We start from the raw sequence: 14712 nt of genomic DNA, 5'->3' as shown, positions 1-14712 counted from the left end.
CGGTCTTTGTTCACCTATAGTTACCGTTCAGCTGCCGCTGGTGTCGCAAGAACTCCTTGCCGTATTCGCCATGCGGATTAATGTCGGCGTGTTCGATTTGGATCGTGGAATGTGCGATGCCATACTTGTTTTTCAGCGTCTCATTAATCGCAAGAATGACGCAGAACGGTTGTATGTTCGGGCTGATGAACACGTGAGCCGTTAAGGAATAGTGATTCGTGGAAACAGCCCAGAGATGCATCTCATGGACATCCTCAACGCCTTCCACTTGGCTAATCGCTGCGCGAATGTCATCGAGATTGAATTGATCCGGAACGGATTCCATCAGAATCAGGTAGGATTCCTTGATGATTTTGGCCCCGCCCGTAAAAATAATACCGCCAATGACCATCGAAATCAGAGGATCAAACCAGAGGTAACCGGAGTAATAAATCGCAATGGACGAAATAATGACGCCAGCAGAGCTGAGGAGATCCCCGAAAAAGTGCCATAGCGCACTTTTGACATTCAAGTTATCCTCTTCTTTCACACTGTTATGGAGGACGAGGGTTAAGACGAGATTCACGACGAAACCGATAGAAGCAATCACAAGCATCAGGCCCAGTTGAATCGGCTGTGGATCGATCATGCGCTGAATGCCTTCAATGAAAATACCTAGAGCAATCACACAAAGCGCTAATCCGTTCAGAAAGGAAGCGATAATCTCAAACCGCAGGAAACCGAAAGTGAACCTGGCATTGGGTTGGCGCGTAGCAAGCTGCAAGGCAATCATACTTAGTCCCAAGGCAATCACGTCAGAGATCATATGAGCGGAATCGGACAGCAGCGCGAGTGAATTGGAAAGCACGCCGCCAATAATTTCAACAATCGTGAAAAAGGCGGTCAGTATGAGTGTGACCCACAACGTTTTTCTTGATTTGCTCTGTTCTTTCACATGGTGCAGATGGTGGAAATCATATTCGATACTCATACAGGCTCCTCCTTATTTATAATAATTCTAATTAAGTTATAGTTATTATATGCCAGCATCCTCGCTGGTGCAACTAAATTTCTTGTAAAAATAATGAAGATCAAGAAAAAGCCTGATTTCTCAGGCTTTCTCCAAGTGATTATCGTACACGCCAGAACGAGTGATTGAAGAGTTACGGCAGCCGCCTCGCGCGGGGATATGGGAATGCCAAATTGTTATTCCAGCCATTCTAGCCAAAAGTGTCCCTTGTCGCGAGGCTGAGGGAACTACAGTACGCTATTCTAGCTCAAAGTGACATTATCGCCAGGTTGGAGGGAACTACAGTACGCTATTCTGTCGTTTGATGAGATATTCAGCGCTTTTCGCGGATATAAGACCCTGTAGTTCCGCTATTGCCCCAGCATCTCAGCTTTTTGCCTAAATAGCGTCCTGTAGTTCGCTTATTAGGATTTGTTGCTTATAAGAGGCTCATCTCTCAGGGCAGCGAAGCCGTTCTAATCATTAAGATTAGTTAGGCAGGGATCTGCGCAAAATGCGAAATCCGAACGGCTCGAGTTCCATGCTGATAAATCCATCAATGGGCTTCACGGGTTCACCGCTGAAAGCATCCTGCCAATCTTCCGTCTCGAGATCGGCAGGCTGGGCAAGAATTGAAGTTTCCTCCGCATGGTTCATCCAGATGGTGAAGACTTCCTTCTCATTGCTGCGTTCATAAATAATTCTGCCATCCTCCGCATCTGCTCTCAAGAAAGTGAAACGGCCGAAACGGAGCACCTCATGTTCCTTGCGAAGAGCAATCAAGCGCTTATAAAAATTAAATAAGTCCTTATCCTGTCTGGATTCATCCCATTCCATACACTTGCGGCAATCGGGGTCTTGCTCGCCCTTCAAGCCAATTTCGTCCCCATAGAAGATACAGGGAGTTCCGAGATAAGTGAGCAGAAACGTAACGGCCAGCTTCAGCCGGTTTTTATTTTCTTTGAACATCGTTAATACGCGCGGCGTGTCGTGACTGCCCAGCAAATTAAACAGGACCTCATTGGTTGGCGTCGGATAGCGCATGAGAATGTGATTCATATTTTCGGCAAAAGAGAGTCCATTGGGCTGTTCCGCTTGGAAAAATGGCAGTACGCGATCCGAAAATGGATAATTCATCACGGAATCGAATTGATCTCCTAGCAGCCAGCGCAGGGAATCGCTCCATGCTTCTCCGATGATATAAGCCTCCGGATTCGCGTGTTTGACGACTTTGCGAAAATCACGCCAGAAGGAATGGTCGATTTCATTCGCCACATCGAGCCGCCAACCGTCAATCTTCACTTCCTTGAGCCAATGCTCGGCGACATCCAGTAAATATTGCTTGACCTCGGGGTTTGTGGTGTTCAGTTTGGGCATGGAAGCGAAGAAGCCGAATGTTTCGTAGTTGAGTGGACCCTCCTCTTTGACTTCAACCGGAAAATCGCGTATATGGAACCAGTCCACATACTTGGATTGCTTGCCGTTCGTCAGCACATCCCTGAATGGAGGGAAGTCAACGCTCGAATGGTTGAACACAGCGTCCAAAACAACCTTAATCTCTTGGGCATGGCAGGCTGCGACCAATTCTTTGAGCAATGCGGTGTCTCCAAAATGGGGATCTATCTTTCTATAATCTACCGTATCGTACTTATGATTGCTGGGCGCTTCAAAAATAGGCGTCAAATAAATAGCGGTAACGCCTAATTCCGTCAAATAATCGAGATGGTCAATGATCCCCTGCAAATCGCCGCCAAAATGAGAATTGATGGTAGGCTGCCCGCCCCATTCAAGCACGCCTTCCGGATCGTTGCTGGTATCCCCATTGGCGAAGCGATCCGGCATAATTTGATAAAAAATCGCGGACTTGGCCCATTCCGGAGCCTTGAAGCCGTCGATTTCGTGCATATAGGGCATTTCATAATAACCAGCAGGAGGGTGAGGCTGTTCCTCATAAATTCCTGACTCCGTCATCCAAATCGTTTCCTCTTGGGACTGCAGACGGAATGCGTAGGAGAACCGCTTCTGCGCGGGCGACAGCTCCGTTTCCCAATAGTCAAAATAACGATCGGTCGCAATTTTCAACATCGGATAGTCATTATGGTAGTTGTCCCAATCGTATTTATCGCCAGTGATCGCGGTTACTTCGTTGACATCATTTTTCTTGGTTCGCACGCGAAGATGGAACGTACTGCTATCATAGGAATAGGCCCATTTGGTATGGGGGGAATGATATAAGCTTTCAATCTGCATAGTGGAGTCTCCTTTGTCTGCGAGATGAACGCGTGCGTGTGCGGACTATCCATGGAGTAGAGATTCAGCGCCGTCTATGTAAACGGGTGTTCCAGTAATATGACTGGCTTGCTCGGAAGCGAGAAAGTACACCAGATTAGCAACCTGCTTAGCCGATCCGGGCTTATGCTCCAACGGTTGATCGCCTTCGGGATATTCGACAGGAATCGTAATTTCCTCAAGCTCCGGCCTGCGGTCTGTATTTTCGCCAATGTTAGTGTGAATGGCCCCCGGACAAATCGCGTTGACGCGAATTCGGTAGCGGGCTAGTTCCAGCGCAGCCATTTTCATAAAAGCAACCTGCCCCGCCTTGGACGTACTGTAAGCACTCATCCCAAAATTGGAGAATACCCGGTTGCCATTAATTGAACTGGTAATGATGATGCTGCCTCCTTGCTGCTTAAGAGGCTCTACCGCATATTTGACACACAGGAACGTCCCCGTCAGGTTAATATTAATCGTCGCGTTCCAGTCGTCCAGCTCCATATCGGCAATAGGCGAAAGCACGCCATTAATTCCGGCATTGGCTACCAAGACATCGAGTCGGCCCCAGTGGTCCACCACCGTCTGAAAGGCTTGTTTCACTTGCTCTTCGAAGGCAATATCGGCGGGCAAAGAGATCGCTTCTCCGCCGGAAGCTGTAATCTTGTCTACAGCCTCATCCAGTTCACTTCCTGGGCGGTTGAGCAGGCCAACTTTGTAGCCTTTTTCAGCCAGCAATATGGCCGAAGCCAAGCCAATGCCGGATGCGGCGCCAGTGACAATGGCGACTTTGCCCGCCTCAGCGGATGGTTGTGAATGGGTTTGATCTTGAATGGTCATCGTATGGACCTCCTCAAAGTTGAACGGATTATATAGTCACTTACCCTTGCTCAGCTAGTTCGAATCGCGTTTGCTGTCATGAAAATGAATGTGATTTCTTTCAAAAGCATTCGTTTTGGGGTTATAGTCGACCAAAGCTTTGGTTTCCGTTAGATCGAGCCGCTTGAAGCGGTTGTCCGATATGGCATGCAGGATCGTGAAGGGACCTAGGTTCGTAGACAGAATCGTTTTGAAAATGAGATCGCACAAGTCCGCCGGATGGAGGTAAGCGCTCATATCCCGTGCCGTCAGGTTTTCCTCTTCCGCAGGCGAGTCATCGAAAGCTCCGATGCGGATCGCAATGCTTTGCAAATGCTCCGCATACCCGAAATAGCAGGCCAGCGACTCGGCAAAGCATTTGCTCACCCCGTACAAATTATGGGGACGCGTCGGCATATTCGCATACAGCTGCGAGTCGAGCGGGTAGCCTTCAATCGTCTGCACGCTGCTGGCCGTGAGGATGCGGCTTATGCCTTGATCTTTGGCCGCCCGGAACATGTTGAACGTTCCCTTGATGTTGTTGTCCAAGAGGGATTCGTAGAATCCCGCTTTGGGTGAAGGGTCCGCAGCCAAGTGGATGACCACGTCAATGCCTTGGCAGGCTCGTTGGCAGGCCTCGACATCCGTGATGTTGAGGGCTATGTATTCGTGATCGCCGCCAGGGTAGCGGGTGAGATTCGCTGTTTCGAGATCCGCGAGACGGAGCGTGAAGCGGTCTTTGAGGTAGTCGGCCAGGACGCTGCCGATCCGGCCGGCTGCTCCGGTGATTAGAATTTTCATGGGGGGTTCCTCCTGGGAGATGAATGGTTATCTTATTCATTAACCAATATGGAGAAAATAAACGCAGGGTGTGGGCGGAATGGTGAATTTGATGGGGGACGGATGGTGAGAGTGACAGAGACAGAGACAGTGACAGTGACAGTGAAAGTAGCAGGGACAGTGGACTGCAGCTTTCGTAGGGGATGAGGTTAGATGGAATAGCTCCTGCTATTCTTAGCTTTTCTGCTGAAAAAGACCGATTACCGGGAAAAGCTCCAGCAAATTTTGATTGTTTCTGGCTGAGGAGGGGGTTTGGGCTGTTTTTAAAGGAGCTTTTCCTGCTAATTGAGGATGTTACGCTACTTAGGCTTGAATTTGCTGGAGGAATTCCTGTTAGGGTTAGCTAGATGGGGGATTAGAGTAGGATAATGAGGTAAAATATCGCAGGAAATAAAGCGTTTTCTAATTTGTAATATAATTGAAACATTCTTGTTATGGTTTCATAATGTTTAGGAGGTATTATAATAACCAAGACCCCCTTTTTAATATAAACTTTTGAACCCGGCCCCGTTGGCTGGGTTCCTTTTTTTGTCTGGATATCTGGGATTTAATGTTTGAAAGCAAATCGGATCAGTTAGAAGATAAAGTCAGTAGATAATGAAAAAATAGAGGAGGATTTTTGCCGTAAATCTGCTGTAATAGATGCCGCCGCAGTGAGCTCGGTTCCCGCATATGTGCATGTTAATGTGATACTATTTCAATTCATACTTTATCGCTAATAAGTCTTAATCTTTTATTATATATAGTCTGATGACTGTGCTTCAAATGGATAATTATGCTTGTTTTTGCAAAGCAAAAAATGAGGGAGACCCCTGCGTAACAGGAGGTTCTCCCTCATTTTCAGTGTACTTTGAGAAAGCATCCTAGCACACCGATGGAGATTACTGAATCAATGACAAATTTTCAATATCCTCTTCTGACAGGCCCGTTACTTCAATGATAAAAGAAATATCCATCTCTTTTGCGATAAGTTTTTTTGCTAGAGCGATTTTAGCATGTTGTTGTCCAATTTCTATTCCCTTTTCTATTCCCTTTTCCATTCCCTCGGCTTTAGCTCCTTCAATCAACGATGCTTCATCATGGAGTGCTTTTTGCCGCATTTCATAAAGTCTTCGAGCTTCTTCATTTTGGCTCAAAAATTCCAACGTATCCATTGCCTTTTGTAGCGCGGGTTCATTCATGGCAAGTACCTCCCAATTTTCTTTTTCGGTTCCTTTCAAGAACAGCAGCCAGTTAACCAAGCCACCATTAATATAGATGTTTTGTTCGTTCAGTTTAGCTAATTCTAAAAAATGAATTTCAATATCTCTCGTCAAAATTATATTCGTGTGATCTTCACGAAGGTGGAATATATTGTGATAACGTTCATTGACTATATAGTTGAAATTTAAAATGTTGATTGTAATCGACTTTTTTAATTCTTTGTAGGACTGACCCTCCGTTAATTGACCAGAATAGAGTTTGCTCCAATAGAAGAGCGTTCTTTTGTCAATATCATATCGGTTAAACAACTGTATCTCAATATTTATGAGTTTACCATCGATCGTTTTAGCATGAATGTCTAAGATGGATTGCTTGTCGTGCAAAGCATCCTTATCTAAATATGGGTTCAATTGAATAATCTCGGTGAGTGGAGATTCGTTGGAATCGATCAATGTATTATTCAGAAATGCAAGTAGTACATCTTTGTTCTCATCACTGCCGAAAATTCGCTTAAATACAAAATCATTTCGAGGATCAAGCAAACGATGCATCTATGATCAACTCCATTCCTTATTATCATTATATCACAAACATGGGAACAAATAATCGGCCATGAATATGTAGGCTCTCGGATATGGCGGCTTCTTCTTGTTTGGTCAAAGCTCGCTTTGAACCAGACTAAATAGCGTACTGGAGTTCCCTTGATGGTATTTATTGGAAGTATTCGCCGCTTGTAAGAGGCTCAACTCTCAGCGAGGAGAAGCCGTTTATCTCATCACGTATGGCTGTTTGTAACCAGGGGCTGCTCTCTACGACCAATATCAAGCTGCACCTGATCCACATAGACCCGAGTACGCAATGTGTCGTTAGAAAGGGTCGAGATGTACCGCAGTAAGTGACGGCTGCCAATACCCGGAAAGCCAAAAAAACATAGCTCAGCCCCAGCATCGTACTTTTAGATAAAAAATCATTCTCCACGTCAAAGACACCCCCAATAAAAACAACTATATTGAAGGAGAGATGATCAATAAGGAGTGTTGGGCAGCGGTGAAAAATACAAAGGTCGTATTTCAGGGGCCATGGCAAGTGGAGACGGTTGAGGAGATATTTTCGCAGGAGATAGGTCCGCAGGAAGTGTTGGCCAAGAAGCTGTACACGCTAATCAGTCCAGGTACGGAGTTGGCGATGCTGTCAGGGAATGAAAGCTGGTTTCAGATGCCCGGCATTCCAGGCTATGCGGCAGTCAGCGAAATTGTGGAAGTCGGGGAAGGCGTGTCGGCTTATCAAGAGGGCGATATTATTTTCCATTATGGGAATCACGCCAAGTATGAGGTTACGGGGACAAACGGAACGTTTCTGAAAGTTCCCAAGAGTTTGAACTTGCAGTGGGTGCCCTTTACACGCATGGCGACGGTGGCAACAACGGCGATCCGGGTTTCGAATATTGAGTTTGGCGATTATGTAAGCGTCACCGGGCTAGGTCTCATAGGCAATATGGCTGCTCAATTGGCGCAGGCGCAAGGCGCGACGGTAATTGGCATCGATTTATCGGAGGAGCGGCTGCGTATTGCCAAGCAGTCTGGTTTGCACGTTGCCATCAACGGGAAAGAGCGCAATGTAAAGGAGAAAATTGCCGAGATTACACAGGAGAAGGGTGTTTCTACCCATATCGAGGCTACGGGTGTGCCCCAAGTAGCGGTGGAGAGCCTGGCGTACATAGGCAAATTAGGTGAGATCATTTTCCTAGGCAGTCCTCGCGGCGAGTATCAGACAGACATCACGGATGTGCTGAATTACTGCCATCTGTATAACCGAGGCTGCATTACGTTCAAAGGGGCGCATGAATGGCGCTATCCCGTTGAGCCTAATGAATTCGTGAAACATTCTCTAGTCCGAAATTCGACGATTGTCTTCGAGTTGATGAAGCACAATAGGCTGCAAATCGCTCCGCTGATCAGCCATGTTCTGGAGCCGAGACAAGCCAAAGAGGCTTATGAGGGGCTAAAGGTAAACAAGAATCAATACAGCGGCGTATTATTTGATTGGAGTACGGTATAGGCTTCCGTTATACTGAGAAAAGAAATGACAAGCGAGGCATTAAGCCATGATGTTGCCAGAGAGAGGGAGGAATGTATGGAGACTTGGATGAATGAGCTGTCCCCTTGGGTCAGGATGGTCAAGATCCATAAATCAGTATCTCTGGCAGGGAAATGGATGGACTATGACCATGTCTATACGTATATCGAGCAAGGGGAAGCCGAGTTTTTCATGGATGGCATTACGTATCAGGTTCAGGAAGGGGACGTCTTGCTGATGCCCCCTTTTTTGACGCATCTGATTCGCTCGACGTCGCCGGAACCGTTGATTCAGTATATTGTTCATTTTGATTTATTTTATGAGGAACAACGGAGTTTATGGAAGGATCAGTCGATTACGGCTGAACGAAATGTGGTGGCCCCGAATGAAATGCCATTCTCCTACAAGCAGCCAATCGCTCATTTATCAGCAACGGACCGAATGGAGCTCAAGAAACGGTTTCTGATTCTACATCAGGAATTTCTCGCCCAAAGACCAGGGTACCCCCTAATCACCAAAGCGATCTGCTTAGAATTATTGGTTTTATACCTGCGGGCTCAGGCAGGTGTCATTGGGAAAGAGGGCAAGGTTACCAAAGGCTGGGTGTTTATTGAGAATACGATAAAATACATCAATGAGAATTTTGCTAACCCTGAGCTCGATAATGCTTCGATCAGCAGCTATGCGGGGGTTTCAACGAATCACCTGTCCTTTCTATTCAAGGATCAATTAGGTATGACGATTCATCAATATTTGACGCATACCCGGATTGAGCAAGCCAAGATTCGGATTATGGCTGGTGATCAAACCTTAACAGCTATCGCGGAACAGGTGGGTTACTCCAGCATTTATCTATTTAGCCGATCTTTCAAGGCGCATGTTGGCGTGATGCCTAGCATGTTCATGGCGATGAACGCGGACATACGGAAGCATTAAGCGCGCATTCTGCTCGAAAGGCCGCTTGAAACGCCGCAACCAGACCCATCGCCAAATCCTCACTTCATTGCTGTCATTTGCTTATGCATGCGTGCGATGCGTTCGCTCGGCTGCAAGTTCAGCCCATCTCGCAGCGCAGCCTCTATTTTGCCATAGTGAAGCAAAAAAGCAGACCTATCTTTTTTGCGCAAATAGTGCTCCAAAATTTGCTCCTGTACGTCCTCATCATAAGGAAAGTCGTTGCCCAAACGATGCAGCAGTTCTATGGCGCTGGTAGCTTTATCCAACTGTCTGTAGAACTGAGAAAGCGCCTTGGCGGTGTCTGCGAATTTGCGCTGCAATCGCTCACGCAGCGGCTCGCACCAACGGTAATCCTTGCCCCCAAACAACCCCCCTTTATAAACGCTCACAGCCTGTTCAAGGCGTTCAATCTGAATGTTTGGTTGATGATCAGTTAATCCCGATAATTCTACGGCGTTATCAGCCGCTTGCTCGAAGGTGAGCCAATCACACTTCACTTGTTCCCCGAGCGTCATACGGTAGCTGCCTCGTTGGGAGTGCCACTGCGCAGGAAATACAGACTCGGTTAATGTTTTCTTCAGGCGGTGCACGCAGGTGTGCAGGTTCTGCTCCGCTTTAACGGGTTCATTGTCAGGCCAGAGCTGTTCGCATAGCACCCATTTGGATATGTGGTTATCCACGTGTGCCAGCATGTAGGCGAATAGCTCTTCTGCTTTGGCGGTTTGAAAACGAAGGGGCTTTTCCTGACCGGTTGGGTACACTTCAAAGCCTCCCAAGCCTGTGATGTGCGCAGCTGTTGTGTCCGTTTTCGGGGGCGCTTGTAGAATGGGAGACAGCCGCTTTTTGAGCTTTTGCACGGCCCGGATGAGATCATCCGTATCCACCGGTTTGAGCAAGTAATCGATCGCATTCGCTCGGAAGGCTTGCAAAGCATATTCGTTATAGGCGGTCACCATAATAACTTCCATCGCGGGATACGTCTGCGTAAGCTCGGAAGCCAATTGGAGGCCATTCATACCCGGCATCTCAATATCCAGAAATGCGGCATCGAAGTGTTCTTTGCTTGCAGCAGCCAGCGCTTCCGATGGTTTGGTATAGAGGCCAGATACTTGCAGGTCGGTATGTTTCTCAAGAAGCAGGCGCAGCCTTTGCAGAGCGGGCTGTTCATCATCTACTAGCATGATAGTATACATGGGGGTTCACCTCGTCTTTCCAATTTATACATTCGTGATCATGCGGAAGCTAACTTTGGTTCCGATGCCTGGTCGGCTGTACATGTGCAGCCCTTCCCCATATTTGTGCACGAGCCTGCGATGAATGTTCGTAAGCCCGATGCCTTGGCGTTGTTCGGAGGAAGATGTTCGTTGGTTGATAAAATCGGCAAAGCTGTCACAGGTTGTTGGCAGCCCAATCCCATTATCCTCAACGGTCACGTGAATGTAATTTTCTTCCAGGGTTATCCGAATGGTAAGAAGACCGCCATCTTCGCGCTTCATGATGCCATGCCGCACCGCATTTTCTACAATAGGCTGGATGGTCATGGTAGGAATATGCTGTTGGGCCGCTTGCTTATCGCAATCCAAGTGGAACTGCAGTCTATCACCGAAGCGGGCTTGTTCAATAAATAAATAAGCTTGGACCAGTTCCAATTCTTGTTCCAACGTCACGGTTTGCTCACGGTTATGAAAGTCAAAGCTGCTTCTTAAATAATAGCTTAATCGTGTAAGCAGCCGCTGCGTCTTGTGCAGATCGGTGTCACTTACAGCTAATATCGTATTCAGCGTATTAAATAGAAAATGCGGTTTAATTTGCGCTTGCAGCAGAGCTAGCTCGGAGGCAACGGTCTCACTCGCTGACTTCTTCATCGCCAGCAGCGTGCGAATGCGAGTGCGAAGCTCTCGTGCATCGACAGGCTTGCCCAGGAAGTCATTGGCTCCTGCCTCAAACCCGGCAAGCATATCCTCGGGGCGGCTGCGAGCGGTTAGCAGCAGGACGGGAAGTTCAGATAATGACCACCTTTCCCGGATGTGCTTGCAGACGTCAAGTCCTGATAAACCAGGCATCATTAGATCTAGAATGACTAAATCATAGTGACCTTCCTTATTCGCTAATTGCCACAAGGCTAATTCCCCATTTTCGACGGAGGTGACGGACATGCGATCAATGGACAGCAAGTTTTCAAGCACTTTTCTATTCGTCGGATCGTCATCCACAACGAGGATGGAAGCCGTGGAGCTGTCTGCCGTCAATGGCCACTCTGATCCCCATAAGGCTGTTTCTGAAGATGATTCGATGGGAGAAGCAGCAGGAATCCTGTTTTCGGCGGTTTGCAAGGAAGAGCTCAGTTGTGCATCAGCAACAGGCAAGGAGAAAGTAAAGGTCGAACCTGCGCCCAGCTGGGATTCCACGGTTAACGTGCCTCCATGCAGCTCTAATAATTTGCGGGTAATGCTGAGTCCAAGTCCGATGCCGCTGTATTCGCCTGGGCTTAACTGTTCATAAGGGGCAAAGATAGCCGCTTGCCGGTCGGCAGCGATGCCGATGCCTGTGTCAAAGACAGAGACATAAATCGATTTGTCTCTATGCTCAGCGGAAATTCGAATGACGCCTGCGGCTGTGAATTTAAGCGCATTGCCAACCAAATTCGATAAAATTTGGACCAATCGGTCTTCATCAACTTGCAGGAGCGGAAGGTCGCCCGGAATATCTTGCAGTAGTTGAATCGGCTTGTTTGCTGCCAAAGATTGATGGACATGAAAGACATGCTGGACAATAGGCGCAAGAGCCAGAGGACGCGGCCGAAGGATTAACTCTCCATGACGAATCCGCGACATATCCAAAATGTCATTGATTAAACGAGCCAGCCTTTGTCCTGTTGCGACAATCAGGGAGGTGTTGCTCCGTTGTTCCGCATTCATAGGACCCGCAGCGCCATCAAGCAAAGATTGCGATAAATTAATGATCCCGTGCAGCGGTGTCCTCATCTCGTGGGACGTATTGGCTAAAAATTCGTCTTTCTGCTGATCCGCAGCAAGCAATTGGCCAGAGAGCTTCTCGACAGATTCGAAAGTTTCGGTCAACCGGCTCGAGAGCAGCAAAACCTGCGAATATAAGGCTGTTGCAACTGGAATGGGCAGCAGGAGGGATACGTGTGTGTTGCCAAGCACTTGCAGTCTATAGAGAATCGCTAGCACTAGGATGGACATGGCCCCAATCATCATATAGACAGCCCCTTCTTCGCGTTTGATTGCACCAACCAGCATGACGCCGACAATAAACAGGAAAGTTATACTAGTTAACCCGATGGAAAAGGATTCTATTGCGGAAAATAGGGTCATCGGTGTTACCGATATGTAAACCAGTCTGAGGACAATGCCAACGAAGATCATGTTCGTGAAATAGACAAAGACCTTATGAAGACGATGAGTCACTGTGATTTGGGTATAGCGCAAAAGAAAAAATTCACCAAAAATCCCTGAGAGGTATTGGACTCTCAAAAATACGGGATAAGGTAAACTCGGCATGAGCAGCGTCAGTAATTTTTCACCTTGGGTAAGGGAAAATAAACAGCAGGCTAGACCAAATAAGCCCAAATATAGCCAAGGCAGCTCCTTGCGGCGAAGCGGGTGAAGCGCAAGCAAGTAAATCCCTAGAAGCAGCAGGCCAGCGGAAATAGCGGTATCGCGCAGCAGGCTGCGCTCCCGCAAGGTCTGAATGCTCATCTGGCTTCCCATCAAGATGGAATGGGTAATCCCGCCGACAAAATATTCGTAATTCGCGACCTGGATGACAATTTCTACTGTATTGTCAACCGTAGAAAAGTAACGTACATAAGGCGCATTGAAAGTAGTCGTTGCGGCCAGACTGGTACCCGGCTGGCCGCTTCCGCCGATCATGGAACCGTTGATGTACAAGCTATGTGATGATTTAATATTGTTGACTTTGATGCCATACAGGGTAGGTGTTGCACCATCTGAAGGTGCTAAACGAATGTGCAGGCGAAAGGTCGCATACCCTTTGGCGGAGCGCGCCGAGCTGAAATTTTGCTGTTTGTCCCAGCGATGTGGGACGAGCGCATATTCAGGCGCAGATGTTCCGTTCGCATTCAACTGGAAATCCGCAGGCGTTAACATTTGATTCGGATAATACTCCCACTGACCATCCAGAGCAACGATATTATCGAGTGCACGGCTCGCTTTCGTAAGATCGAGGATGCCTTGAGCGGCAAGCGGTCCTTTGCGGTCAGATGCGGTTAACTGCGATGTATAGTAGCCAACGGCGATAATAAGCAGCAGGCATATCATGACGATGGAGAAACGAAACGTTTTGTTCATGCCCAATCTCCCCTATTTAAACCATCCTTTTTTCCGAAACCAGAGAAACATGCCGAACCCGATCCCGAACATAATGAACAGGATGCCGAAATACCCCCAGTGCCACTCGAGCTCGGGCATATGAGCGAAATTCATTCCGTAAATACCAGCAATAAAGGTTAGCGGCATGAAGATTGTCGTAATCACCGTTAATGTTTTCATAATGCTGTTCATCCGGTTGGAATTCAAGGAGATGTAGCTGTCTCGCATATCTGCGGTCATGTCGCGATTGGATTCAATCATTTCGGAAAGCTTGAGCAGATGGTCATGGATATCCGTGAAAAAGACAAGATGCCCGCGGATTTGATCGATCCGATCCGTATTAATGACTCTGTACAGCAGATCGCGCATAGGTACGATAGTACGACGTAATTTTAATAATTTACCGCGTATTTCGAAAATATGGCTCATCAGCACCTCGGTGGCTTCCGAGTTCAAATTGTTTTCAATATCGTCCAGCTGGTCTTCAATTTGATAAACACTGGGAAAATATTGATCCACGAGGTTGTCCAATACGAGATAAGCGGCATAAATATGCCCTTCACTCCGCAGGTTCTCTTGTTCGGATACACGACTCCAAGCATCTTCGATTTCTCGCGACTCATGCAGGTGGAATGTGACAATAAAGTTGCTCCCCAGAAACATGTCCACTTCTTCAGCAGCCAGTGTTTTGGCATTAATCGCATGCATGACGAAGAAATGAATCTGTTCATAATGATCCATTTTGGGGCGCTGCAGCAAATAAAAGCAATCCTCGATGGCCAAAGGATGGAAGTGGAAGTGATCCTTGAGGTGCAAGGCATCCTTCTCACTGGGATTATTAAAATCAACCCAATACCACTGGATATTCGGATCGTCAAGTTGGTCAAGAGGTACATTGTGAAGGACTTTGAAGTCCTTGGTTATGGCAAGGGAGCGAATCATTGAAAACTCCTACATTCGTATTTTCGTTATTTCTATCTACTGTATTTTACCATACTAATGAAAGAAGATCAGAACGTTCTGCCGATGCCCACCTTAAAAAAAACTACGACAGTATAATTAACTAACCGTTCAATAAATCCCATTTTTGCTCTAAATCATTGAGGTAACCTTCGGTATTGCGATTAAATTTCTTGCGTAATATAACGCTGGTTAAACGCTGAT

General features: G+C 47.1%; 10 protein-coding genes. 2 read left to right on the top strand and 8 right to left on the bottom strand.

Features of this window, described 5'->3' with window-relative positions:
- Positions 1-10: 10 nt before the first annotated feature.
- The 5 genes from IEY34_RS11110 to IEY34_RS11090 form a co-directional block, all read right to left on the bottom strand.
- Positions 11-970, bottom strand: coding sequence for a cation diffusion facilitator family transporter (locus IEY34_RS11110; protein ID WP_189011385.1), 960 nt, complete (start codon positions 968-970; stop codon positions 11-13).
- Positions 971-1477: 507 nt separating this feature from the next.
- On the bottom strand, positions 1478-3238 hold the full coding sequence (locus IEY34_RS11105) for an alpha-glycosidase (RefSeq protein ID WP_189011383.1): 1761 nt from the start codon (positions 3236-3238) through the stop codon (positions 1478-1480).
- 45 nt (positions 3239-3283) lie between these two features.
- Positions 3284-4099, bottom strand: a complete 816-nt coding sequence (locus IEY34_RS11100) for an SDR family oxidoreductase (protein ID WP_189011381.1) — start codon at positions 4097-4099, stop codon at positions 3284-3286.
- A gap of 54 nt (positions 4100-4153) precedes the next feature.
- Positions 4154-4918, bottom strand: a complete 765-nt coding sequence (locus IEY34_RS11095) for an NAD-dependent epimerase/dehydratase family protein (protein WP_189011379.1) — start codon at positions 4916-4918, stop codon at positions 4154-4156.
- A 920-nt stretch (positions 4919-5838) separates the two neighbouring features.
- Positions 5839-6711 carry an Rpn family recombination-promoting nuclease/putative transposase gene (locus IEY34_RS11090; RefSeq protein WP_189011377.1) on the bottom strand — a complete coding sequence of 291 codons (873 nt, stop codon included), beginning with the start codon at positions 6709-6711 and terminating at the stop codon, positions 5839-5841.
- A gap of 496 nt (positions 6712-7207) precedes the next feature.
- Here IEY34_RS11090 and IEY34_RS11085 point away from each other — a divergent pair, with 496 nt between their 5' ends.
- Both IEY34_RS11085 and IEY34_RS11080 read left to right on the top strand, forming a co-directional pair.
- Positions 7208-8218 (top strand): zinc-dependent alcohol dehydrogenase, encoded by a 1011-nt coding sequence (locus IEY34_RS11085; protein ID WP_189011375.1) that lies wholly within the window; start codon positions 7208-7210, stop codon positions 8216-8218.
- Positions 8219-8293: 75 nt separating this feature from the next.
- Positions 8294-9172, top strand: coding sequence for an AraC family transcriptional regulator (locus tag IEY34_RS11080; RefSeq protein ID WP_189011373.1), 879 nt, complete (start codon positions 8294-8296; stop codon positions 9170-9172).
- A gap of 59 nt (positions 9173-9231) precedes the next feature.
- Here the strand turns inward: IEY34_RS11080 and IEY34_RS11075 are convergent, their stop codons facing one another.
- Genes IEY34_RS11075 through corA form a run of 3 tightly spaced genes read right to left on the bottom strand, consistent with a single transcriptional unit; the run spans position 9232 to position 14490 of the window.
- Entirely contained in the window at positions 9232-10386 is a 1155-nt protein-coding gene (locus tag IEY34_RS11075) for a response regulator (RefSeq protein WP_189011371.1), read from the bottom strand.
- 24 nt (positions 10387-10410) lie between these two features.
- On the bottom strand, positions 10411-13527 hold the full coding sequence (locus IEY34_RS11070; protein WP_189011369.1) for a hybrid sensor histidine kinase/response regulator: 3117 nt from the start codon (positions 13525-13527) through the stop codon (positions 10411-10413).
- A 12-nt stretch (positions 13528-13539) separates the two neighbouring features.
- Positions 13540-14490, bottom strand: coding sequence for a magnesium/cobalt transporter CorA (corA, locus tag IEY34_RS11065; RefSeq protein ID WP_189011366.1), 951 nt, complete (start codon positions 14488-14490; stop codon positions 13540-13542).
- Positions 14491-14712: the final 222 nt, after the last annotated feature.

The organism is Paenibacillus marchantiophytorum (genome assembly GCF_014640555.1).
GTDB classification, from domain to species: Bacteria; Bacillota; Bacilli; order Paenibacillales; family NBRC-103111; genus Paenibacillus_E; species Paenibacillus_E marchantiophytorum.
Note: the sequence above shows the minus strand (reverse complement) of the source record. Positions and strands in the feature narration are given on the sequence as shown.